The sequence below is a fragment of the Prevotella sp. OH937_COT-195 genome (genome assembly GCF_003932845.1).
In the GTDB taxonomy this organism is placed as follows: Bacteria; Bacteroidota; Bacteroidia; order Bacteroidales; family Bacteroidaceae; genus Prevotella.
In genome coordinates this window covers 206544-230985 of record NZ_RQZH01000002.1, presented here as the reverse complement: position 1 = coordinate 230985, position 24442 = coordinate 206544, and the positions used below count along the sequence as shown (strand labels likewise).

Sequence of the window (24442 nt, the reverse complement as noted above, 5' to 3'; positions counted from 1 at the left end):
GTCATTAGACCGCATTTGCTTAGATTTGCCATTGCCGTTACGCTTCCCGACTGCTTTAGCCCGCTTGCTGACATCTGCGCAGCCGTTTCATCCCGACGTAGCCCGCTACGCCTTCGATGAAACGGCTGTACATCTGCCCAACAATCGAACAAAATCGGTTGAGGGTTCTAATGACCGATTTGGGTTTAAAAAACACACTGTGATAACAGGTTTTTGACATCTTGAAAGCAAAATACCGGAAAACGGCACCCTCTGCAATCGTTTTCAGTGCCGTTTTCCGGTATCGCGGTCTATCGCATTTAATTGTTATGCCGCAATCGTTATTTTATCTTTATCGACACGGCTTTTAGCTCCTGCCAGCCGGTTTTGTCCGTCAGGCGCACCATGAAATGGTAGTCTCCCGGATCAATGTCTGTCGGTATTGGTATGTCTATTATTACTTTGTACAACTGTCTGCCTGCCGGTATCTTCTCGCTGCTGTTATACACCCACGGTTTTAACGGGGTTTTCTTGGGGTCGGTTTCACAATCTCCGGCGGAAGTGCTGTGCGAGTGATGGTCGAAATTGTTGTGTATCTCAACATTGAAACTTCCAAGTTCAATATTGTCTTTAAACGTGCAGCGGAACGGAACTACCTCGCCACGATTAAAAACTTGGCAGTTCTGCGGATAAGAGTCATTGTCGTTGCTTATCGTAGGTTTCTCCATATCCTTTACCGGCAGTTCGTCATCGCTTCCGCATGCGGCAAGCACAATTATTGCCATTGCCGCCAAAATTCCCGATAGCAATCTTTTCATATCTTTTATTATTTTAATTTCGTATCGTTTCATCTTTTGAAGATGACTTGTCACAGGGTTTCGGTATACAACAGTCATGGCGGCAATGACAGCGATATGCTGTCGCAAAAGACATGGGTCAGATGCGGTCGGACACTGTCATCACGCCATGTCTGCCGATACTCAAAAACTTCCCCCGTACAAATACGAATGGTTATTTTATTTGCAGATCCTCACACTCCTCGGTGGTAGATGCACCATTGACATCGGTCACGGTGAAATGGAGATGATAATTACCCTTGGGAGCATCGGCGGGAACTGCCAATTCTTCGTGGAAATGAGCGTGTGTCTGACCTACATAGTTTTTGCTAAGGTCGAATTCTTTCTCATATTCACTACCCTCTTTGTGTATCTCCACCACGATTTTCTTTATCTTGTTGGGAGCGTTGATATGCGCAGCAAGATGCAGACTCTTACCTGCCATGACTGTTTTACTGTTTCCCTCGCCCACTTCTTTCAGTTCTACCGTCGGCTCGTTGGCAGCAGCCTTTTTAATGGTGAGATTCTCTTTAACCGTGGTAAACAGGCCGGCATTGTCTGTCACGGTAAAAGTAAGGATGTATTTTCCGGCGGCAGCCGTTTCAGGAATGTCGATGTGTTTGTGGAAATTTGTATTTTTCTTTCCCACGAACTCCTTGCCGTTAAAATCTTTTTTTAACAGAACGTCACCTTTTTCATTTGCAATTTTCACCTCGATGTTCTTAATGAGATTCTCTGCAAGTATTTCTCCTTCGAGATGTAAGTCGGTTCCTGCAATTGCTTCCTTGCTGTTCTTGTGACCCACTTCCTCGAGTTTTACTACCGGTGCCTTGCCGGTGTTGTTGTCATTGTCGTCCGAGCAAGATGTCAACGTAATTGCGAATACCGAAAGGAGCAGTGCCGCTCCTGAAATGATGAACTTTTTCATTGTTTTTTTATTTTACTAAATTAATGTTTGATGCCCCGCTTTCGCCGGACACTTTAAAATTTTCTCTGTTTTGTTTTTCAAAACTCCAGTCCCACCGACACACTGACATTGCGCCCCGCCTCGGGCACGCCTATCAGCCGGTAGTAACTGGTGTGGTCGTAGTACCTGCGGTTGAGCAGGTTGTTACACTGCATGTTGGCGGTCAGTGTCGCGCCTTTCAGGTGCCACGTCTTTCCTGCCGACATGTTTATCAAATAGTAACCGGGGGTAGGTTTCTCGGGAGGCACAATCTCGCTCTGCCGTCCCGTGAATTGGCATGTCACCTGTGCATACGCCCCTCCGCCGTCCTCCGTTTCGGGAGTTTTCCACTTGAGCGAAGCTCCCAGGCTCCACGGTCTGCTGAAAGGCAGCGTGTAACCCTTCTTCTCGCCCGATTGCTGGCGCGCATACAGGTATTCGCCGGTAAGTTCGCTTTCCATCCACGGCAACCATTCGTATTTCGCGGTCAGTTCGCAGCCCCATCTCATCACTTTGCCTTGACTGTAATTATACACTTGCAACCCCTCGTAATAACCCGATGTGGGGTTCATATATATATAATTGGTGAAATAGTTGAAATAGGGATCTATCTGAACGTTCAGACATCGGCCCTGCCAGTTGATGCCGGCATCTATTTGGTACGATTCTTCCGGGTCGAGGTCGGCGTTTCCTTTCTCATATCTGAAGATGTGGTAGTTAACTCCGTCGGTACCCAATTCCTTTGGTATCGGGGTACGGAATCCCTTGCCCGCATTTGCCTTCAGAGTCCAGTTGCCGGCGATGTAGTTCACGCCTGCCGACCATGTAAAACTTCCGAAATTCAGTATTCGGTTTACCGACCTTTCCTTAAACACATCGACACCGTTCTCCGGCGTGGCAAACCAGTCGCGGTAAGCGTATATATGGGTACGCGTAACGTCATACCGCAGTCCGGCATTCAGAATCAGTTTTTCCGAAACATAGTACCGGTCGTATAGATACGCCCCTACCGTGGCATTGCGGAAATCGGGAATTATGAATCCCCATCCCCCGCGTTTGTTGCGCTGCAGTTCGGCACTCGCCCCAATACTTATGTTGTGGCTGCCTGCCACCGGAATCTTTGCCCCCGCAAGTACGGTATATGTTTGTTTGCTGAATTTGCGTTCGAGCGAGTTCGGCGGTATCGGCATGTAGCCGTGGCTCACCGGTTCCGACTTTTCCTTGCGCATGTTTTGCTGAAAGGACAGGTCGAGAAAAAGATGCATTTTAGGCATGTGCAGTTCCGAGTGACTCACGGCTTTCAGGTGGTTTACCGAGTGATAAGGCAACGATATGTCACGTTCCGAACTGTCGTAGTCTATTTCCGACAAGCGCACCTCCAATCCGTGAGCATTGGCAAAAAAGCCGCTCTTGCCGTTGGTGTCTGATAAGCGCAGACTTGTTGAGAAACGTTCGCCACGATAGCCCATCATCACACTGCCGCCGATTTCGCGCCCCGCGGTGTTGCGAAGTCTGTGTTTGTGGAGTTTTATATAATAGGAATAATATTGTATGCTGTCCGCAGGCACACGGTAGTCGGCATAGTCGCTTCCCGAGAGGGTCGCTTTCCAGTACAGCCCGTTTTTCATCGCACCGCCAAGTTGCACCGCCGCACCGAGCGAGGCGTTGTTGCTGTGCGCGAACAATCGAGCCTTACCCTCCAAAATGCGGTCGGGCACGCGGTCGCTGTAAAGGTTTATAACTCCGCCGATGGCATCGGAACCGTATAGCAGAGCCGACGGTCCTTTAACTATTTCGACGCGGTCGATGTCGAACTGGTTTATCTCCAGTCCGTGATCCTCGCCCCATTGCTGCCCCTCGTGCTTGATACCGTTCTCGGTAACTGCCATGCGGTTGAAACCCAATCCGCGTATGGATGGCTTAGACTCGCCCGAGCCTATGCTCATTGCCTTAACCCCCGGAATGGTTCGGAGGCTCTGCATGAGACTTCCTCCGAGGTTTGCGTGTAGATAATCGTCGCTCACACTCACAACATTCTGCGACGATTTCATCTGCAGGCTGCGCCGGGCATGGTTTCCCAACACGACGACATCCTGCACGCTGCCACCTCTTATGGTGTCCGAACTGTCATTGTCTGTCCTACCGTATGACGGCAAGGCTGCGACAAACAGTACGGCTGCATACATTATTTGTTTCATAAACAGACGTCCTATATTGATACAATACCCCCATTGCGACATTTAACAATGCCGTTAATGGAAAACTAAAAAATGGATATTGCCTCGGGAGGACCTCGTCGGAAGTTTTGTAATGCCGCATGCCGTAATACAAACACATGGCGGCGTGACGGCAAAATCTGCCCTTTAAGTACAAAGGGAAGAACGATAATGGCAACTGCCGCAAGATATGGCAGAGTGCTGAACTGGCACAGCAGGCAATTGTCGAAATGTATATTACCGTTTGAGAGATGCCCTGCATGAGGCGCGTCGTTGACACAATCAACGCACAACGTCTCCGTCGCACTATTTTCATGGATGTGCAACGTCGTCACTATCAGCACCGGCAAAAACACCAGCAGCAACAAACGTGATATGTATATGCGCCGTCTCTCTGTTGCCATATTGGTTGCAAAGGTAATAAATTACTTGTTAAAAGGTGTGGGCATGGATACTATTTAACATTATATAGCACAATGAAAGCTACTTGAACGAAAAGCAAATCCGGCGGAATTACACTACAATTTAGGCGGAATTGCAATGCAAAACCGGCGAGATTGCTTTTCAATCCCGCCGGTTTTGCGTTATACATGATGATCTATGCGATGCTGTCGAGGAAATACCTGTGCAGCGAGAGGTCATCGTCGAGTTCCGGATGGAACGCCGTTACGAGTTGTTTTCCCTGCCGTGCCGCGACAATCTTGCCGTCGACCTCGGAGAGGATGCTTACCTCGCTGCCTGCCTCCTCAATGTAAGGAGCGCGTATAAAGGTCATGGGTATAGTGCCTTCAATACCTTTCAGCGTACCGAATGTGTGGAAACTTCCGAGTTGTCTGCCGTAGGCATTGCGCCGTGCGAGTATGTCCATGGTGCCGAGGTGATTACGATCGAGGAGTATAAGTCCGGCACACGTCCCCATGGTGGACAGTCCTCCCAATATGGCTTCGCGTATCGGGTCTAACATCTGTTGACGTTTTAGCAGAAGCATCATGGTTGTACTTTCTCCACCGGGGATTATAAGTGCGTCTTTCGGCTGATTCCAATCGCTTGGTTTCCTCACCTCGAAAGTCTCGACTCCGAGTCTGCCGAGCATCTGTTCATGTTCAATGAAAGCACCTTGTTGTGCGAGAACTGCAATTCTCATATATCAATTACTTTCCTCTTTCGGCCATCAGCAGTTGTATCTCCTGCTCGTTGATGCCCACCATTGCCTCGCCGAGGTCTTCGGAAAGTTTTGCAACCATCTTGGCATCGGTGTAGTTTGTAGTTGCCTGAACTATTGCCCGTGCGCGTTTCTCGGGATTTCCGCTCTTGAAGATACCGCTGCCCACGAACACGCCTTCTGCTCCCAGTTGCATCATCAACGCTGCGTCGGCGGGTGTGGCGATGCCTCCTGCCGCGAAGTTTACCACAGGCAGTTTTCCGTTGTCGTGTACATAACGCACCAATTCGTAGGGAGCGCGCAACTGCTTTGCCTCCTCGTAAAGTTCGTCTTCGCTCATGTTGGCTATTCTGCGCATCTCTGCCTGTATCATTCGCATGTGGGTAACGGCCTGAACTACGTCGCCCGTGCCCGGCTCTCCCTTGGTACGAATCATCGTTGCACCCTCACTGATGCGGCGCAGAGCCTCGCCGAGATTCTTGGCACCGCACACGAACGGCACCTCGAATTGGTTTTTGTCGATGTGGTAAACATTGTCTGCCGGCGAAAGTACCTCGCTCTCGTCGATATAGTCTATCTCGATGGCTTGCAACAACTGCGCCTCCACGAAGTGTCCTATGCGGCACTTTGCCATTACCGGTATGCTTACGGCCTCTTGTATGCCTTTTATCATCTTGGGGTCGCTCATACGCGAAACGCCTCCTGCAGCCCTGATGTCGGCAGGAATGCGCTCGAGTGCCATAACTGCACATGCTCCGGCAGCCTCTGCTATGCGTGCCTGCTCGGGGGTAGTAACGTCCATTATCACTCCGCCTTTGAGCATCTGTGCCAGTTGGCGGTTAAGTTGTTGTCTGTTCTCTTTCATTTTTATTTGTAGATTTAAAAGTTTTTGCAAAGGAACGAAAAAACGAGCAGTCTGCCAAACAGTGTTCCCTTATTGACAATAACAACTCGCTTTTGTTCAAAAAATCATGCCGTGTGAAACATCGGCGCAGGCATCAAGGTATGATGGTTATTCTTGTCTGCCGCGGTATTCGGTGGGGGTTTCGCCCGTCATCTTCTTGAAAAACTTGGTGAAATGCGACTGCGATGTAAAACTGAACTGCCATGCTATCTCCTGAATGGTGCGGTCGGTGCTTTGCAGGGCTATCTTGATGTGTTTCAGGAGGTATTCGTCAATGAGCGACTTGGGTGATATTCCCGCCATGCGTTTTGTCACCTGAGCAAGGTAGCGGCTGCTTACGTTCATCTTGTCGGCATAATACTGTACATCGCTGTGGCTCTCGTGGTATTCGGCTATGAGGTTGAGCAACTCGTTGTAAAGTTCTGCCCCGCGCCCTTCGATGTTGCCTGCCAATGCGGCTTGCCTGTTGACGTATGCCGCTGCCTCGCTGACTGCATTCTCCTTTGTCATTCCCTGAGCAAGATATGCTGCTATCGATGCCGAGAAAATGCTGCGCATGCCGTGCCTTTCCCAGTCAACGAGACTCTGCACGTTGAGGTCGCGCACCACGATGTGGCACATAGGGAGCAGCGTGTGGGTAATTTCCTCCGAGAGTTCTTCCGAATACAGGCGTTCGCCACGGGTGGTGGTGCCTACCGGATCGTAAACAATCCAGCGAGGGGCGTACCTTTTCAGCATTCGCACCACGGCTTTTACCTGCCCCTCGTTGCGCAGCATGCCTATCTTGACAACATCGGGACTGATGTCGTCCATTATTGCCTCCACCTGCTGTTCGAGAACGTTTGCGGGCAGGTCGAAAAACTCCTGAATGCCGAGAGTGTTCTGCATCGTTACCGTAGTGATTGCAGTAAGCGGCAGACCGCCAAGTTCCGCAATGGTCATTATGTCGCTCTGTATGCCCGCACCACCCGTTCCGTCGCTGCCCGTTATTGTAAGCACATGTCTGTCAGCGTGTCCTTTTTCCATATTATACATATTATATTTTGCAAAGGAAACAAAAAAAACGGGAACAACCAAATTGCTTCCCCGTTTTTACGCGTTGCCAGTCAATTTGCCAAACCGCTCATTGCTTCCGTGCCGCCCTACTCCCAATCGCGCGGATAAGTGGCGACAACGGACAGTGTTCGGTCTTCTTCATCGCGCATAATGCTAATGATATAGTCGGGTTCGCCATTCTTCGTTTCATCTACTATATATATTTTGGCACCTGCCAACTCGTTGTCATCGTCATTCTCTATGATGTTTCCACCGCTTATTATACGCTTCTGCATTGCTGCTGCCTCTGCAAGGTCTTTCACTTCCACACCGAGCGTAATGGTGGACAGTCTGCCCTCATCATCGAACTGCACTATCATCAGGTCATAGTCTGTACCGTTGCGTTCCACGTTTGTTATCAACAGAGAATTGGCTTCCTCGTCTATTATTATACTGTCGCATTCTATTTCCACCTCGGAGGCCTCTTCCACGGTCATTCCGAAGTTAAATCCCAACACGTTCTGCGCGTTCATGGCTGTGCTCGTAACGATGAATGCGAAAAAAAACAACAATCTTTTCATTATCATTATATAAAATACGGCTGCAAATTTAAACGAATAGTCGTTAACCGCCAAAATTAACATGAAATATTTTTAATATTGACTTCATTTATTGATTTTAGTCTGCAACGTGATGGAACGAATTAACGTTACGACAAAAAAATACCGCGGCGTGACCGTATAATCGTCCAACCGCGGTATTCTCAATCGTAATTATTGAACTGTTTCAAGAGTACCATATCGTGGAATTTGAGTATTCCTTGTACATTTCGTCCTCGTCATTATACACATTGTCAAGTTCGAAATCTTCCTGATTGTGACATTTCGGCTTAATTTTCATGGCAAAACCTCCTCATATTTTTTATTATTTCGGTGCCTATTCCCCGAATTTGGTTAAACAATCTCCGACTTAGGTCGTAGCCGGTAAACATATCTCTCATGATGCAAATATATAAAATTATCGGCATACTTACAAATTTACAAGCATTTTTTAACCTGAAACAAGCAATTCTTTTTCCTTGTTTTTAAATTGATTAACATTTTGTTTCGGCAAAATAAATCTTTTTTTGATTAACTTTGCGCCTTGAATAAAAAACGGAACAGTTGTAAATGAACTTTTTTAAAGCATTGTTCGGAGGAAAAACAAAGACTCCCGAAGAGGAAAAACAAGACTCGGAAGCACATGATTTCGACGTGCTGAAATATGACGGCAAGCAGGCATTGACACAAGGGGATGCAGATTATGCCGTGAAATGCTTGTCGCATGCGCTGAAAATAAAAGACGACCCGGAGACACGCGACTATCTCAGTCAGGCACTGATTGCCAAGGGCGAACTGCTCATGGCATACGAGCACCTGAGAAAATTGTCGGAAACAGAGCCGGACAATATTAGAATATACATGCGAATGGCGAATGTAGCATATATGTTGGACGACTATAATGCCATGGCAAATTCTTGCGAAAAGGCAATGCTTATAGACAAGGACATGCCGGAAATCGTGTACTTATACGCACAAGCCTGCATCGGACAGGGAGACACCACGAATGCAATCGCAATGCTGACAAAGGCAATAAGCCTGCGCAACGACTATAGCGATGCCTACCTTCTGCGCGGCGAGACGTTGCTCGGAAACGGCAAACTTGACGAGGCCTCGGAAGATGCCGAATGGTTGATGGAACACCATGCAGACATTGAAGAAGTGCTGTTGCTCAAAGCAAGGCTTGAGAAAGCGAAAGGAAATGACAACAACGCCATGAAAACATACGACAAAGTGCTCGATGTAAACCCGTTCTCGACAGAAGCATACAGGAATAGAGCTGCATTGAAACTTGCAAGGGGAGACAAAGACGGGCATGATGAAGACATGCGGAAAGCCGATGAGATTCTACCCACGGCGGGCGAAGAGGACATCGAAAAGAAGATGGAACAGGCATACAAGGATAATAATCCTTACGGATTTTAAATAAGAAATCACACTCACATCATATCACAACAAGGCATTTAAATCATTATTTTTTATTTTTATGAAGAAGAGATTCTACTCAATCGGGGTTGCAATGCTTTTATGTATTGCGGCAATAGCAGGACCGGTAACGCCGAAAGAGGCACGTCAAAAGGCTCTGCAGTTTATGAACAAGAACAGTAAAAAAAACGTGAAAGCCGTAAAAATGGCAGGCAACGTAACAAAAGGTGTTATAACAGATGCCACTACGATACAAGATTACTATGTATTCAATGCCGAAGAAAATAATAGTTTCGTTATAATAAGCGGGGAAGACCGACTGCCGGAGGTATTCGGATATGGCGAGAACGGCTGTCTTGACACAAAGAACATGCCGGAGAACATGAAGACGATACTTGACATGTATGCAAGATTGGTAAAATATGTGGCAAGCAAACCGGAAGGTTACACGCCGAGAAACATTTCGCTAACTGCACGACAAGCAAAGAACGACATTCCTAAAATTATGAAATCGGAATGGGATCAGGGTTCCCCTTACAACAGACTGTGTCCTCAGGACGGCTATAATCGCTCCTACACGGGATGTGCTGCCACGTCAATGGCACAAGTGATGTACCATCACAAATGGCCGGAAAAAGCATGTAAGCAGATTCCGTCATACTACTCGGAAACATTGAAGAGAACGCTCGACGGTCTTCCCGAAACCACTTTCAAGTGGGAGAAAATGAAAGATACATACAGCCGGTTCACACCCGACCCTGACAAAGCAGTGGCAACACTCATGCAATACTGCGGATACAGCATAGAGATGAGTTACTCTTATCAAGGTTCCGGTGCTTACTCGTTCTACCAACCGTATGCACTTAGAAAATATTTTGGCTACGACAAGAAGACACGTCTGCTAAACAGAGACGATTTCAACCTCGAAGTGTGGAACAACATCATATATAACGAACTCGCAGAAGGTCGCCCGGTGGTGTACAGTGGAGTGACAACAAAGAATGAGGGACACTCGTTCGTAATCGACGGTTATCGCAAGAGTGACGGTTTCTACCATGTTAACTGGGGTTGGAGCAGTACAAGCGATGGCTACTTTGACATCACGATACTCAATCCGGACAACACCTCGAGCGCAGGTTCGGCATCGACAAACGAGGGCTTTTCAATCGAACAGGACGCAATAATCGGCATGCAGAAGCCTACCGGAGAGCAAGGCGAGTTCGAGGAATACATGGATTCGCACATAAACTCGCTCAAAAACAATATAATCGACTGTTCTTATTTCAACTTTACACCCAACAAAAACTCATTTGATTTGGGTATCGGCTGCTATGACAATGACGGAAACATAGTGGTACTAAAAAAAGAATACAGTTACGAATTTAATAGTTTGACATATGCAAAAAGCGTAAAATACGATCTTAAACAACTAATCAATACACCGGGAAAATACAAAGTGTTCCCCATCTGTAAACTGAGTTCGGCACAGAAATGGCAGCCCGGCGACGCGACAGACTATATCTATGTAGAAGCTACACTCGACACAGACGGAAATTTGAAAAGTGTGATGTACCCGCTTGCAGAATTGCACGTTGACAAGATGGAACTGAGCGACCCTACGGCAATACACGAAGAGATGACTGCAACATACACCATAGTCAACGAAAAGGACGAGACTAGGGAGTGCGTACTCTCATTCATGGCAAAAAGCGAAGACGTAAAAGACATAATCAAGAAAGAAGTGAAATTCGAAACAGATGCCAAAGAAACTAAGACGGTCGTTGTCAAGTTCACTCCGAAGCGTAACGGAAACTACCGGTTCATTCTCGCATACGACAAAGAATACAATTCATGCATCTCCGACGAGACCCACAAACTCGGAGGTATAGAACCGAAATTGGAGTCCGACTTTGTAATTGAAGACTGCAATAGTGAGGGAATGGATAATTTCGTGTATTCAAACGTTGCAAAAGGAAATCTCGTAATCAAAAACAACGGTGAGAAAGCATACATCGGAAAAATACGCATACAACTTGCACGCCGCAAGAAAAATGGTATGAACACTATTGAAAAGAAAATAGAGAAGCCGGTGAAAATAGAAAAGAGCGCAACCATGGAAATACCGTTCGAATTCAAAAAACTTACCATTGACAAGAAATACGCACTCATATTCTCGTACGAGTTCAACGATTATGTAAAGGCAAAAGAGTATGTATTCACTGCAAAAGATGCCAATACGAATGCAATCGAGACACCGGAAACAGCAGTGCAGAACAACGACAACGTACCCGTTCATGACATTATGGGACGGAAAGTAAACACCGACGGAGACAACCTGCAACGTGGCATTTACATCAAGAACGGTAAAAAACACGTGAAAAAATAATCCGTAAACGATATTCGTAACAGCCGCAAGCGGCAAAAGACGAAACAAAGGATACGTTCAAGTCCCGCTTCAAACATGTTGAGGCGGGACTTTACAATTACACGGGGAATATACCCCGCCGAAAAGTATTTGACAGAAAAAAGAGAACAAACCATGAAACTTGACTTGGAGAGTCTGAAATTGCCGAAAGAAACGAAACGACCTTTCGTAATAGCAGGGCCGTGCAGCGCAGAGACAGAGGAGCAGGTAATGACAACCGCAAAGCAACTGGCACGAAACGGATTCCGTATATTCCGTGCAGGAGCATGGAAACCGCGCACAAAACCGGGAGGATTCGAGGGACACGGCGAGCCGGCACTGGCATGGCTGAAGCAAGTACGGGAAGAAACGGGAATGATGGTGACAACCGAGGTGGCAACACCGGAACACGCAGAACTGGCAATGAAATACGGTATTGACATGCTGTGGGTGGGAGCAAGAACAACTGCAAACCCCTTTGCAATGCAGGCATTGGCAGACTCGCTGCGCGGAACAGACATCACGGTGCTCGTGAAAAACCCCGTAAATCCGGACATAGAATTGTGGATAGGAGCATTCGAACGGCTCAACGGCAGCGGACTGAAACGGCTCGCGGCAATACACAGAGGTTTCTCGAGTTACGACAAGACGTTATACCGAAACAAACCGATGTGGCAAATACCAATCGAACTGCGAAGAAGGATACCCGAACTGCCTGTGATATTCGACCCGTCGCACATCGGGGGGAAACGCGAACTGATTGCTCCACTGTGCCAACAAGCAATGGATCTCGGAACAGACGGACTGATAATAGAAAGCCACTGCAAACCTGACGAGGCATGGAGCGATGCGGCACAGCAAATAACACCGGATGTCCTCGGAAATATAATAGCCAATCTGAAAATACGTGACGCAGCCGATGAAACGGGGAGAATTGCCCAACTGCGACAACATATTGACGAACTCGACGAACAGGTTATGGAAATACTCGCAAAACGAATGCGCGTATGCCGCGAAATCGGACAATACAAGAAGGAACATAACATAACCGTACTTCAGACACGGAGGTACAACGAAATTCTCGACAAACTCGGTGTGCAAGGCGAAATGTGCGGAATGAATGCAGACTTCGTGAAAAAAATATATGCGGAAATACACGAAGAGAGCGTCAGACAGCAGATTGAGGTTATTAACAAATAGATGAAAAGGTAATGAGGAGACTTATGACGGCGGCATGCCTCATAATTATATTAAACAGTGCAGCCGGACAACAACACGGCAGAAACAGTCACCCGTTCGCATTTGTGGAACTGAACTGCGAGAACCTCTTCGACACATCGCACGACTCTCTTAAACAGGACACCGAGTGGCTCGATGGCAGTCCGAGGCACTGGACACCCAAACGGTATTGGCAGAAACTGAACAACATAGGCAAGGAAATAATAGCATGCGGAGAGTACGGCGACGAATGGCGACTGCCGGACATCGTGGCTTTATGCGAGGTTGAAAACGACAGTGTGATGAGAGACCTCGCAAAGAGGTCGTTGTTGCGCAAGGCACGCTACGAATATGTGATGACCGAAAGTCCCGACGTGCGCGGGATTGATGTGGCAATGATGTACAGTCCGTCATCGTTTCATCTCATTACCCATCGCGGCATACGCACAGCCCCGCTCGAAGGCATGCGCCCCACACGCGACATTCTATATGCCTGCGGCACCATAATCGGCGGTGACACGCTCCACATTTTCGTCGTTCACGCACCGAGCAGGTACGGCGGCGAACGTGCCACGAGACCAAACCGTATGCAGGTGGCAAAAACACTCGCGGCGGCAACAGACTCGGTGTATGCTCTTTCGCCCGACGCCGCCATACTCGTTGCTGGCGATTTCAACGACATTCACGACGACCCGGCACCGAGTTTGTTGTACCGGCACGGCATTACGAACATTACATGTAAAGCAACGGGCAGCAACGGAGCCGGAGGAACATACAAATTCAAAGGCGAATGGCAGAGCATAGACCACATAATGGCATCGCCTAAGATGGTGAAAAGACTGACTGACACACGCATTGCCGACCACCATTTTCTGCTCGAAGACGATGAAAAATACGGCGGGAAAACACCACTGCGAACATACCACGGGTTCAGATACAAAGGAGGATACAGCGACCACCTGCCGCTCGTGGCACGATTCAACATTGAAGTGCCGGAATAATGAAACACAAAACAGGCGAAATTGCAAACCAATTTCGCCCAAATTACTCGGCAAATCCGCCTAAATTGGAATTGTAAAGGCACGAAAGCATTATGTCGCATACATTAAACGGAGTATTCTCAAGCATTGAGAAGTATGCTCACAATGCGTTCTGCCGAGCGGCCGTCCCAACGTTCGGGAATGTCAGACTGTTTCCATCTGCCCGCCACAAGGCTTTCGAGCGCGGCAGACAACTGTGCGGCATCTTCGCCCACGAGAACATTCGAGCCAACTTTTACCGTCTCGGTATGCTCCGTATAACTGTTCAGGGTTATACACGGCACACCGTTGAACGTGGCTTCCTCTGCCACATTGCCCGAGTCTGTTATTACACCTTTGGCGTGAGATGTCAAATAGCCGAACTCAAGGTAACTCATCGGAGACACCATTCTCACGCGGTCTTCCCCCTCAATGTCGCCAAGCAAGTCGCTCACAACGGCTCTTGCCTCGTTGCGCAAAGGTGCAATGACCGGTGTTTCGCCCGCCTTTGACAATATGGCTGTCAACATCTCGCGCAGATTGTCGCGGTCGGAAATGAGTGCCTTGCGGTTGAGAGTGAACACGATGTATCCGCCTTCATGCAGCGAATATTCGTCGAAAACGGCGGGACGCAACCATCTGCCGTGGTTGAAACGCAGGTTGTCTATGAGTATGTTCCCCACCATATACACTCTGCTCTGTTCCGTTCCTTCCCTGCTTGTTATGCAGTTGTTGCTTATTCCCGCTGTAAACAACAGGTCTGACAAGCCGTCGATAACGAGACGGTTTATCTCTTTCGGCATGTTAATGTCGAACGAACGCGTGCCTGCCACGAGATGAGCCAGTTTTGCACCTTGTTTCTTTGCCACTATTGCGGCTGCCATTGTCGATGCGAGGTCATCTACAACGATGACCACATCGGCGGGACTCTGTGTCAGATAATGCTCAAAAGCACTCATTACCTTGCCCGTAAGTTCGTTCAGGCTCTCACAGTCTGCCTCGAGAAAAGCATCCGGACGCGATATTCCGAGGTCGTTGAACAGCGAATCCTCAAGCGTGTCGTCATCGCTTCTCCCCGTATAAACGAGTCGGTAGCATATTCCTTCGGTTTTCTCTATTGCGCGGATAAGCGGTGCCACCTTTATGAAATTCGGCCTCGCTCCAGCAACTATACATATTTTCTTCATCTTCTTGGTTTTTAAATTAGTCAAGGAGTTTTGCAATTATGTGGTTGAAATATCTGCTACTCAAAAACTCCTTAACCACCAGCCTACTCTGCCTTGAACAAATCTTTTATTCCTCCTATCGAGCCGAGCAGGTTTGTTGCCTCGTACGGCAGATATACGGTTCTCGACTGTTCTCCGTTTGCCAGTTGCTCCATCATCTGTATATACTTCTGTGCGAGCAGATAGTTGGCGGGATTGGTACTCTGCCCCACCGCCTCCGTAATCTTTCCTATTGCGACTGCCTCTGCCTCCGCCTTGCGTATTTTTGCGGTGGCCTCTCCCTCGGCTCTCAATATAGCCTGCTGCTTGTCTGCCTCGGCACGGTTTATGGTAGATGTCTTTTCTCCTTCCGACTGTAATATGGCAGCCTGTTTCTGTCCCTCGCTCGTGAGTATCGTTGCACGCTTGTTTCGCTCTGCCTGCATCTGTTTCTCCATGGCGTTCAGCACGCTCTCCGGCGGTGTTATGTCCTGCAGTTCCACCCGGTTCACTTTTATGCCCCACTTGTTTGTGGCATCATCGAGTACCGCACGCAGTTTGGTGTTTATCGTGTCGCGCGATGTCAGTGTCTGGTCGAGTTCCAATTCTCCTATTATGTTACGCAGTGTTGTCTGCGTTAGTTTTTCAATGGCGTTGGGAAGATTGTTTATTTCATATACCGCCTTGAACGGATCCACTATTTGGAAATACAGCAAGGCATTGATTTTCATCTGAATATTATCCTTTGTGATAACGTTCTGCTTGTCGAAATCGTACACTTGTTCGCGCAGGTCGATAGTCGTACTGTACGCGTATTTTCCGCTGCGCAGCGTAACTATATCTTTTGCTCGGTCGAAGAACGGTATGATGACGTTTATACCCGGCTGCAACGTTGCATGATAACGGCCAAGACGTTCTACTATCATTGTCTCGCTCTGAGAGATTATCACGAGACTCTTCTTTACAAGCAACAGTGCAAGCAAAACTATCACTATTGCTGCAATAAGTGGTGTGGTCATAATTATTGTTTTTTATTATATTGTTAATATTTGCCTTTGCGGATATGTCGTTATATGGTTCGGGACTTTTATTACCACACTCAACATTCCTCCACCGTTATGATTATGCTTTCCAGCCCCACGACACGCACCTTTGTGCCTTTGTCTATCTGACTGTTGTCGGCAGAAACGGCCTTCCAGTCATCTCCGTCAATTGCCACACGTCCGTGCCCATCGGCATTTATCGTCTCGCTCACCATTCCCTGACGTCCTATCAGGGCATCGGCATTGCTCTTGCGATCGGGGTCGTTGCGGTGAAAATATTTAATCATTACCGGTCGCACAAAGAACATGCAGAGTATTGAAAAGACTGCAAAAGCGAGCAACTGCCACAAAAAGGACACTCCCGTGAGCGACAAAACGGTGGTAATGCCTGCACCTATGGCGAAGCACAGTATGAAGAAATCACCGCTGGTAAGTTCGAGTATCAGCAACAGGAATGCCGTTATCACCCATAACTGCCACAAGTTTTGTGCAAAATATTCGTATATTCCCATTTCTTTTTATCTTTGTTTTATTATCCGAAAATTTGGTATCTGTCATATTTTTCCACTCTTCCTCATCAACTTGTAACGGTCGGGGAAAGTCATCTTGCAATATTTACGCCAGCCGCACGTGCCATTGTCTGCCTCATCGAGATAGTGCATGTCATTCTCGTTCAGGTACGCTTCCATCTCGAAAGGATTGAGATAATATGCCAGTCGGCCGCCTTTCCTGTCAAGACGTATGCCTTTCAGCCATTGCACGATGTATAAGAGGTAGTATCGGAACCAGTTGTTATCGGTGTTCTGCGCCTGCCTCAGATGTATCATTTCGTGATTTTTCATTACCGAATATTCTCGGTTGAGCGAATCGGCAACATCCTGATTGTTGGTGTATATCCGCCCGAAGAACGTTATCCCGGAAAATCCTTTTCTGCAAAGGAACGTGTTTGTCATTGCAGGCATGTCTTTTATACGGCTCGGACGTTTGGCACTTAATATGGCAGTCAGCAGATTCATTATTGGATGTTGCATAATATCCCACCCACGCACATTGACATTATCCTGCGGCATGGGAGTCGATTCTTCGGTGCAAATATATTAAAAAGAATTCAAACTGCCAAATTTCAAGCAGGTGTTCAAAATTAATTATCTGTATATTTATGTTTATTTTTCAGTATGTACGCTGTATGTAATAAAGAGTGTGGCAGACTGCACAACTAATGACTGTCGACAGTATGACGAAAGCAAAACGTGAAGAGAATGGTAAAAGGAAAAACAGACAAAAACATAAATAGTCGCCTCTTAAAAAAGAAGAATAACTTTTCGGTGAAGTGGGCTTTTTAAGGAACGGTTAGTTAAATTTGCCATAGTTTTTCGTTACCTTCCATGCTGTATTAATGGTATCTCACTGTGTTACAAACACTCTCCAACTTCCATCTTTCTCTCCACGTTCTACGTATTTCTTCTGAATCAAATGGTCAAGAAGTTTCTGTATAGCCGTCACGCTAATGCCTGTCACTCCTTTCATATCTGCTAAAGTCAGTGTAGGTTCTGTACGCATGGCATTGAGAATTTTTGTATAATTAGGTGTTCGGAATGTTATACGTTCTCCATCATACCACCAAACATTCTCATCTTTCTCACTTACAAACAGTACAGCGTTGTAAACTTCAGTGGTCACCAAATCATTGAAGTATTTTAGGAATGGACGAATATCCTTGATGTCAGCATGAGCACCATCGCCGGGAACCCGACCCACCTCTAAATCTGCCTGATATAAAGCCTCTAAGTATTTTGTCTTATTTCGGCTACGCACAACAATCATCGGGTAGTCGTGGCGTGCCAGAATGAAGTTTGCCATCAGACGGGCAATACGTCCGTTTCCATCCTCAAACGGGTGGATGCGGATATAACGGTAATGGAACAATGCAGCTAATTCCACAGGCGATAGTTTACCTTCCTGCTCTGCTGTATTATACCAATCCACAAGATTTGTCATCAGTCCGTGAGTTTCCTCTGGCGAGGTATATTCGAAGCGGTCTCCATATCGTGTAAGCACGCTATTAGGACGGGTTTTATACTGACCGGCATGGATAACGTAACTTGTCTGCTGACCACCTGGCAAGTTGCGATACACGATATAGTCCTCCCTCAACAGCGTCTTATGCAGAGTACGTATAAAGTTCGGAGTCAGTGGCATCTCCTTCACTGCAACTTCCTCAATCATCATCTTTAATGCCACATTACTGGCAGTCATTTCCTGCACGTCTCTCACATCAGCTTCACCAATAACCTTGCCAAACAACAGCAGAATCTCCGTCTGACCATAGGTAAGAGTATTACCCTCGATGTGGTTACTGTTATAGTTGAAGTCCACAGTAAAACGCCGACTAAGCCGCTCCATATCCTTTTCAGATAACGGCTGCAAATTCTGCCACGCAGCAAGAGCTTTCTTTAAATTAAGATACTTCATACAGATGATTTTTGCGCAAAGATACTAAAAAGTCTTCAAAATAGTTATAACATTATAACCTTTTGAAATATTTAACTTCAAGAATGTTATGAGAGGATTCAAGAAGCAAGTGCAAAATTAAAGTTAAGAATATGAAAAACAAAAACTTTTCCAATCAAAAATAATGTAACGTCGAATTATTTTATTATCTTCGCAACGATAAACAGATGATATTACGAAACGTATGTCATTATTATTAATAATAAAAACGAAATGGGCTTATGAAAAAAATGTTGATAATGGCAGCAATGATGCTTATTCCCATGATTTCGTTCGGACAGAGCGTGTATGACCGAGCCGGATCTTATAAAGGAAAAGTTGAAAGTGACGGAAAAATATATGACCGCACAGGGGCATACATGGGAAAAGTGGATGGCAACGGAAGTATATATGACCGCACAGGGGCGTACAAGGGAAAGATTGACCGAGGCAATTTCTATGACCGCTCGGGGTCGTACATGGGTAAGATTGATAACAACGGTAGCGTGTATGACCGCACGGGGGAGTACATGGGAAAGGTTGACGGAAGCGGCAACATCTACGACCGAACAGGCTCATATACAGGAAAGGCACAGAACGTTAAGGAAGCCACCACCGCTGCAATAAGTTTCTTCGGAATGTTCATATTAAACTAACAAAGTAACTGGAAACACCCAATATACAGGGCATGCCATATCTGTGGCATGTCCTGAATTATTTGTCAAGGACAAAAACATATCCCATTATGCCGAATGATAACGGCTCGCCAAGCATGCTGCTCGTGCTGCAAAACACATAATCATCATATTTAAGAGCGTGATTAAGCACAAGTCTTGAGTACGAACCGACATCTGTTGCGCCTTTTGCATCAACATCAAGTTTCTTGGCATAATGCTCCGTTATCGCATCTACATGTCTCTCCTTTGCGGGATTAAATAAAAAGCAAGCCACTGCCAATACTGCAACTGCCGTAAATATGATCGTAAAAGTCTTTTTCATCACCAATATTTGTTATTGTCAATATTATAATTTCGTATGTTAAAAGCAATATATAGTAATTAAGAATCTTCACGTTACATGATGTTATGTTGCAAAGATATAAATTATTTCACATAAAACACCGGTTCCGGATAATAATTATTGTAAATACTTCATGATGAACATTATATCATCATTGAGAACTTTGTGTTTCTTTGACAACCTGCCCAATGCACTTGTTGAATATGTAATTGAGGACAAAAGAAAGCGATGTCTTTTCTAATTGCTTATACCTAAGCAGGAGGTATCTTTCAATTCGTGAGCAAAACAGGCTCAGTCGAAATATCATTGGTCTAAAATCTTTGTTTATATTAAAGTTCAATATAACAATTATGCAATCATTCCGCGTTTATCAATGATTTCGATGTTCGTTGATGGTTTCTTTGGCAATAGATTATAAGCGATTAGTTCTTACCATATCCTCCTTCTCATACCGAAAACCAAATACACAAAATTCGGTAAAAACGCAAAGGGCTATCCTCACGGACAGCCCAAGCATATTATACAAAAACATTATGAATTTTATTTAGCGAACAAGATTCTAAAAAGTTTATCTTATATTCCAATAGATGTGTTTCGCATTACATTTAATCTTATTGTGCCTTGTTGCAAGTGCGGCACTTCCGCTCGCAGTAGCGTTCGCACTGAGCACATATATCGTAACCAAGCATGGCACCGAGAATGAAATCTTCTTCGGGCGATAATTGGTTTAGAGGGCGTGTAACCATCATTCTGATGGCATCAAGACACTCTCTTTTGCCGAAGAACAAGTTCAGCCGGTCGTTGCCTACGGGCTGAACGATGTAACTTATGCCCTGACGCTCCAAACGATGTATGGCAAAATCCTCGTAGCGGCGGTTGAAAGTGTAGAGTACCATGTTACGCACTCCTTTCTTATACTCATAGATATGGTTCATGAGTACTTTCATATCAACGGGCATCACTTCGGCTTTCATATTCATTAATTATTATTTGAGACTGTCTTTTATCTGTCCGAGCCACGCATCAATGCGGCTGTCGGTTTGGTCGTCCTCGTTAATATCGTCAAGAGCAAGTCCCACGAATTTGTTATCCACCACTGCATCGGAGTCGTCGAAAGTATATCCTTCCGTTCCAACTTCGCCCACAAGTGTGGCACCACCTGCCTTGGCAGCATCGTAGAGTTCTTTCATTGCACTACAGAAAGTGTCGCTGTAACTTGCCGAGTCGCCGCAACCATACACTGCAACCACTTTTCCTGCAAGGTCGGCTCCTTTCAAAAGATCCACGCCATCATACCAGTCATCCTGCAATTCGCCTGCACCCCATGTAGAAGTACCTATGAGCAGATTATCGTTTTCTGCCAAAACTGCGGTGTCAAGGTCGGTAACATTGATTGCTTTTGCACCAACTTTTTCTGCGATTTTCTCTGCGATTGCCTCGCAAGTACCGGTTGAAGAACCGTAAACAACTATTGTCTTTCCCATTTTTAGTTATTCAGTTAAAATTATTTTTTAATTTACGGTTGCAAAGATAAATCAAAAAAAAGATACATGCAATACCTAAAAATGGTGGTTTATACAAAATACCTAATTATTATGATGTAACAAAATGGGTATATAAAATTATTAATTTTCAATTCTGACAAGCGTTGATCCGTGCAAGGTTTTATCGGGAGAGGTTAATTGAACGACATACAAACCTTTGGAAAATTTGTCCATGCCGACCTCTGCCGTCTCCGTTCCTGCCGCTATATTTCCTTTATAGAGCATGCTTCCTGACACATTATATATATATACTTGTACGGGAAAGTCAGACGGACGGGCAAAATCAATATGCAGAGTTGACGAACGATCAAGCCAGAAATCGACACATGTCGGCTGACTGTCGGATATGCCTTCCACGGCATCAATGCCGAGTATGCGCAACAAACCCCGATATACGTCTATCTCACCGTATCCGTAAAGATTGTTGGGATACTCGAGCGACGGATCGATATGATTGCAAGTCTCGCTGAAAAGCGAAAGAACGTCATCGGGGTTGAGCAACGGATCGGCTTGTAGCCACAAAGCGATGCAACCGGAAACCATGGGGGTGGAAAACGAAGTTCCGAGCGTAGCCTGCCAAGGGTATTTGCGACGGCGGAACTCGCTGATGCTTACCATGGAGGCTGGATATGGATATTTATCATACACGAAACTGTTGGACGTGGTAATGATGTTGGAGCCCGGGGCAACGACATCGGGCTTTATGCGACCGTCGAAAGTTGGGCCGCGACCGGAATAGTAGGCCAAAACACCCTCCTCGGCATCCACGTTACCAAGTTCCTCTCCCTTGTAATTAACATATTTGGAACGGTAACTCGTGGCACCGACACATATTATTCCCGGAGCACTGCCCGGAGAATATATGGTATGGCTCTTCTCTGCATCGATGAGAGAGGTATCTATGCCGTTCCCGATGAAATATCCGGAAATGCGGTAGAGTTCCACGTCAGACTCCTTGCCTGCCAACTGAACCGACACGGGCTGCCCGACACCGAGCATGCCGTTGGTAGTTTTTATCATAACATCAACCATTACACGGTCGGTATCGAATACATTAGGATAAGCGGCAAGGCTTACCACATAGCGTGAACCATGCAGACGAACCGTGTCGTTGAGAACAGAATCGTTACAAGCAATTACCGACGAGAGACTATACTCCGCACTTGCAACGGCATTGGAGGCATCGTAGGCATTGAGCCGGAATGCAAACTCGCCGGCAGCAGAGATGCGAAGATACGCCTTACTACCCTTTCCCTGAAGGAACATACCTGCACTCTCTTTGCCCGACGGCTTGTGAATATAAGTGTGATAATGCCCTTCGTTGCCTGCCGAAGCCACTATTATCCTGCCCGGACCGCTCATTTGCCGCAACACCTCGTAGAAAAGTTGTTCGTCGGAATCCTGCATTTGGTGACTTCCCTCGCTGAACGACACAACGCACGGCTTTCCTTGAGACTGCGCATAATCGAGTGCATACTTGAAACCGAGTGCGTCTGTGGCAGAGGTATATTTATATAAGTCTTGCTTGCTGATGAATATCGTGTCGCTCGTCACGGCATTACTCACCGCCACAATGTCACTTTCGAAGGCTATACCGCGGTAAGGCGTACCGTAACCCGTGCCTGCCAGCACACCGAGAGTGTAGGTGCCATGACCATTTTCGATACCATCGCGCGAATGTTTATACCCGAGTATCGCCTCCTCGGTGGTGTAGTCGGCACCAACATATAGCGTGCTTCCCACGGTATCGGTGGACAGCATGTCCCAAAACCGTTTTATGCGGTATCGGGATTGGTCGGCATTATAGAAATTGGGATTGGTAAGGTCGAATCCTATATCTTGTATTCCGACAACTACTCCGTTGCCCGTAAACGCTTGCGGCAAACGCGTACCGGAATGCACTTTGTCTGCACCGATAATCGTAACCGATTTGTCGAGCGACTCGGTATGCATCGGCGAAGCCTCTATACGTTCGACATCGCGCTCGCATGCCATGGCACGCAGGTTTCCTATTGGAATATCGGCAATATGTATGTCACCGAAAGAAACGAGAGTGCGACAGCCGTACTTGTCCATAACGGCAGCGGCATCACCCTTTATTCGCACAAAAGCACATATACTTGCATTGCCAACATGCCCTGCGACACCGACATTGAAATTTCTCCCTGCGGTATTCTCATCGGCAGAAAATGAAGCCATTCGCACCATCGGCGACATCTTGCCAAATGCAACAGACTGTGCAACAGCGACAATGGCAGTCGCAATGAGCAACAACAATAACAAACCGCGTTTCATAAATAAATGTTTTCTTTGCTGCAAAGTAAAGAAAAAAAAACGGAAACAGCAAGTTTAAAGACACAAAACTAATATTAAACCACAACAAAGAAACATTATTATTCATGGTAATCGAAATCTCCGAGAACTATTAAACCCAAATCTGTCATTAGACCGCATTTGCTTAGATTTGCTATTGTTGTTACGCTTCCCAACCGCTTTAGCCCGCTTGCTGCCATCTGCGCAGCCATTACATCTCGACGCAGCCCGCCACTCCTTCGATGAAACTGCCGCACATCTGCTCAACAACCGAACAAAATCGGTTGAGGGTTCTAATGACCGATTGGGGTTAAAATTCACATATTTAAGATAACCGACTAATACTGCGACAGAGCAAAATTATCGGAATTACGTGCAATGCCGTAATCTTTTTGACACGATTTCAGCCTAATGTCAGATAAAAACGTTATCTTTGCAGCCATAAGAACAAAATGAAAAGAAATGGAAAATAATACCAAGAACATGTTTTTAGCAGTGGCATACAAGTTGTATGCCATCGAGAACGGTCAAGAAGATTTCATAGAAGAAGCGACAACGGAGACTCCATATACGTTCCTTAGTGGTTTTGGAATGGTACTTCCTGCGTTTGAAGATGCTTTGGTGGGAAAACAGAAAGGCGAGAAATTCGAAATAGTACTTGACAAGGAACAAGCATACGGCGACCACGACGACGAGGCTGTGATAGAACTAGGGCGCGACGTGTTCTGTATTGACGGAAAATTCGACGACAAGAGGATATTCCCCGGAGCAGTAGTGCCGTTACTCAACGAGGAAGGACAACGTTTTCAAGCTACCGTGGTGAATGTAGATAAAGAACACGTAAAAGTTGATCTAAACTATCCGTTGGCAGGCAAATCACTCAAATTCTGCGGTCACATCGTGGAAAATCGCGAGGCTACGAACTCCGAGATAGAGTCGTTGGTTTCACAGATGAGCGGAGGGTGCGACTGCGGTTGCGGCGGTGGATGCAACAACGGAGAAGGCGGTTGCAACAATGAAGGCTGCGGCTGCGGCAATGAAGGTTGCAGTTGCGGAGACTGCAACTGATTTTACCATTAATTCC

At 46.4% G+C, this 24442-nt stretch carries 25 protein-coding genes; 8 read left to right on the top strand and 17 right to left on the bottom strand.

The features are described from left to right. Positions 1 to 217: hypothetical protein (locus EII32_RS02070; protein ID WP_233582284.1), on the top strand; the 217-nt coding region annotated here is incomplete at its 5' end. Between the two features lie 103 nt (positions 218 to 320). On the opposite strand, the gene EII32_RS02065 is transcribed toward EII32_RS02070, so the two are convergent. The 8 genes from EII32_RS02065 to EII32_RS02030 form a co-directional block, all read right to left on the bottom strand. Then, positions 321 to 797: a DUF4625 domain-containing protein gene (locus EII32_RS02065; RefSeq protein ID WP_125233796.1), complete on the bottom strand. Its 477-nt coding sequence runs from the start codon at positions 795 to 797 to the stop codon at positions 321 to 323. Positions 798 to 990: 193 nt separating this feature from the next. Beyond that, positions 991 to 1743, bottom strand: coding sequence for a DUF4625 domain-containing protein (locus EII32_RS02060; protein ID WP_125233795.1), 753 nt, complete (start codon positions 1741 to 1743; stop codon positions 991 to 993). A gap of 77 nt (positions 1744 to 1820) precedes the next feature. Beyond that, the gene (locus tag EII32_RS02055) at positions 1821 to 3959 is read right to left on the bottom strand and encodes a TonB-dependent receptor (RefSeq protein WP_125233794.1); all 2139 of its coding nucleotides are present in this window, start codon (positions 3957 to 3959) and stop codon (positions 1821 to 1823) included. Positions 3960 to 4024: 65 nt separating this feature from the next. Continuing rightward, entirely contained in the window at positions 4025 to 4381 is a 357-nt protein-coding gene (locus EII32_RS02050) for a hypothetical protein (RefSeq protein WP_125233793.1), read from the bottom strand. 194 nt (positions 4382 to 4575) lie between these two features. Next, complete coding sequence (gene pdxT / locus EII32_RS02045) at positions 4576 to 5121, bottom strand: pyridoxal 5'-phosphate synthase glutaminase subunit PdxT (RefSeq protein WP_125233792.1); 546 nt, start codon at positions 5119 to 5121, stop codon at positions 4576 to 4578. Between the two features lie 7 nt (positions 5122 to 5128). Then, positions 5129 to 6004: a pyridoxal 5'-phosphate synthase lyase subunit PdxS gene (pdxS, locus tag EII32_RS02040; RefSeq protein WP_125233791.1), complete on the bottom strand. Its 876-nt coding sequence runs from the start codon at positions 6002 to 6004 to the stop codon at positions 5129 to 5131. A 147-nt stretch (positions 6005 to 6151) separates the two neighbouring features. Then, a complete protein-coding gene (locus EII32_RS02035) occupies positions 6152 to 7069 on the bottom strand; it encodes a hydroxymethylpyrimidine/phosphomethylpyrimidine kinase (protein WP_158611105.1) in 918 nt (305 codons plus the stop codon). A gap of 116 nt (positions 7070 to 7185) precedes the next feature. Then, positions 7186 to 7659, bottom strand: coding sequence for a hypothetical protein (locus EII32_RS02030; protein ID WP_125233789.1), 474 nt, complete (start codon positions 7657 to 7659; stop codon positions 7186 to 7188). Between the two features lie 588 nt (positions 7660 to 8247). Between EII32_RS02030 and EII32_RS02025 the strand changes: the two genes are divergently transcribed. The 4 genes from EII32_RS02025 to EII32_RS02010 all read left to right on the top strand — a co-directional run bounded on the left by EII32_RS02025 (position 8248) and on the right by EII32_RS02010 (position 13725). Beyond that, positions 8248 to 9102, top strand: a complete 855-nt coding sequence (locus EII32_RS02025) for a tetratricopeptide repeat protein (RefSeq protein ID WP_125233788.1) — start codon at positions 8248 to 8250, stop codon at positions 9100 to 9102. A gap of 61 nt (positions 9103 to 9163) precedes the next feature. After that, the gene (locus EII32_RS02020) at positions 9164 to 11488 is read left to right on the top strand and encodes a C10 family peptidase (protein ID WP_125233787.1); all 2325 of its coding nucleotides are present in this window, start codon (positions 9164 to 9166) and stop codon (positions 11486 to 11488) included. A gap of 153 nt (positions 11489 to 11641) precedes the next feature. Next, a complete protein-coding gene (locus EII32_RS02015; RefSeq protein WP_125233811.1) occupies positions 11642 to 12706 on the top strand; it encodes a bifunctional 3-deoxy-7-phosphoheptulonate synthase/chorismate mutase type II in 1065 nt (354 codons plus the stop codon). An 11-nt stretch (positions 12707 to 12717) separates the two neighbouring features. Further along, positions 12718 to 13725 carry an endonuclease/exonuclease/phosphatase family protein gene (locus tag EII32_RS02010; protein WP_125233786.1) on the top strand — a complete coding sequence of 336 codons (1008 nt, stop codon included), beginning with the start codon at positions 12718 to 12720 and terminating at the stop codon, positions 13723 to 13725. 119 nt (positions 13726 to 13844) lie between these two features. Here the strand turns inward: EII32_RS02010 and EII32_RS02005 are convergent, their stop codons facing one another. The 5 genes from EII32_RS02005 to EII32_RS01985 form a co-directional block, all read right to left on the bottom strand. Continuing rightward, positions 13845 to 14930, bottom strand: coding sequence for a UDP-N-acetyl glucosamine 2-epimerase (locus tag EII32_RS02005; protein WP_125233785.1), 1086 nt, complete (start codon positions 14928 to 14930; stop codon positions 13845 to 13847). An 83-nt stretch (positions 14931 to 15013) separates the two neighbouring features. Further along, positions 15014 to 15967 (bottom strand): SPFH domain-containing protein, encoded by a 954-nt coding sequence (locus EII32_RS02000; protein WP_125233784.1) that lies wholly within the window; start codon positions 15965 to 15967, stop codon positions 15014 to 15016. 80 nt (positions 15968 to 16047) lie between these two features. Continuing rightward, on the bottom strand, positions 16048 to 16503 hold the full coding sequence (locus EII32_RS01995; RefSeq protein WP_317125321.1) for an NfeD family protein: 456 nt from the start codon (positions 16501 to 16503) through the stop codon (positions 16048 to 16050). A gap of 42 nt (positions 16504 to 16545) precedes the next feature. Then, positions 16546 to 17061, bottom strand: coding sequence for a hypothetical protein (locus EII32_RS01990; protein WP_125233783.1), 516 nt, complete (start codon positions 17059 to 17061; stop codon positions 16546 to 16548). 334 nt (positions 17062 to 17395) lie between these two features. Continuing rightward, on the bottom strand, positions 17396 to 18463 hold the full coding sequence (locus EII32_RS01985) for a Fic family protein (protein ID WP_125233782.1): 1068 nt from the start codon (positions 18461 to 18463) through the stop codon (positions 17396 to 17398). A gap of 260 nt (positions 18464 to 18723) precedes the next feature. Here EII32_RS01985 and EII32_RS01980 point away from each other — a divergent pair, with 260 nt between their 5' ends. Further along, positions 18724 to 19137 (top strand): 5-fold beta-flower protein, encoded by a 414-nt coding sequence (locus tag EII32_RS01980; RefSeq protein WP_125233781.1) that lies wholly within the window; start codon positions 18724 to 18726, stop codon positions 19135 to 19137. Between the two features lie 58 nt (positions 19138 to 19195). Here EII32_RS01980 and EII32_RS01975 read toward each other — a convergent pair whose 3' ends face one another. From EII32_RS01975 to EII32_RS01960, 4 genes are all read right to left on the bottom strand, one after another. Then, on the bottom strand, positions 19196 to 19480 hold the full coding sequence (locus tag EII32_RS01975) for a hypothetical protein (protein WP_125233780.1): 285 nt from the start codon (positions 19478 to 19480) through the stop codon (positions 19196 to 19198). A gap of 632 nt (positions 19481 to 20112) precedes the next feature. Next, positions 20113 to 20475, bottom strand: a complete 363-nt coding sequence (locus EII32_RS01970; protein WP_199741377.1) for a DUF2023 family protein — start codon at positions 20473 to 20475, stop codon at positions 20113 to 20115. A gap of 12 nt (positions 20476 to 20487) precedes the next feature. Further along, the gene (gene fldA / locus EII32_RS01965) at positions 20488 to 20985 is read right to left on the bottom strand and encodes a flavodoxin FldA (RefSeq protein WP_125233778.1); all 498 of its coding nucleotides are present in this window, start codon (positions 20983 to 20985) and stop codon (positions 20488 to 20490) included. A 141-nt stretch (positions 20986 to 21126) separates the two neighbouring features. Then, complete coding sequence (locus tag EII32_RS01960; RefSeq protein ID WP_125233777.1) at positions 21127 to 23340, bottom strand: S8 family serine peptidase; 2214 nt, start codon at positions 23338 to 23340, stop codon at positions 21127 to 21129. A 169-nt stretch (positions 23341 to 23509) separates the two neighbouring features. Between EII32_RS01960 and EII32_RS01955 the strand changes: the two genes are divergently transcribed. Both EII32_RS01955 and EII32_RS01950 read left to right on the top strand, forming a co-directional pair. After that, complete coding sequence (locus EII32_RS01955; RefSeq protein ID WP_125233776.1) at positions 23510 to 23692, top strand: hypothetical protein; 183 nt, start codon at positions 23510 to 23512, stop codon at positions 23690 to 23692. 128 nt (positions 23693 to 23820) lie between these two features. Then, positions 23821 to 24426, top strand: coding sequence for a peptidylprolyl isomerase (locus tag EII32_RS01950; protein ID WP_125233775.1), 606 nt, complete (start codon positions 23821 to 23823; stop codon positions 24424 to 24426). Positions 24427 to 24442 lie beyond the last annotated feature (16 nt).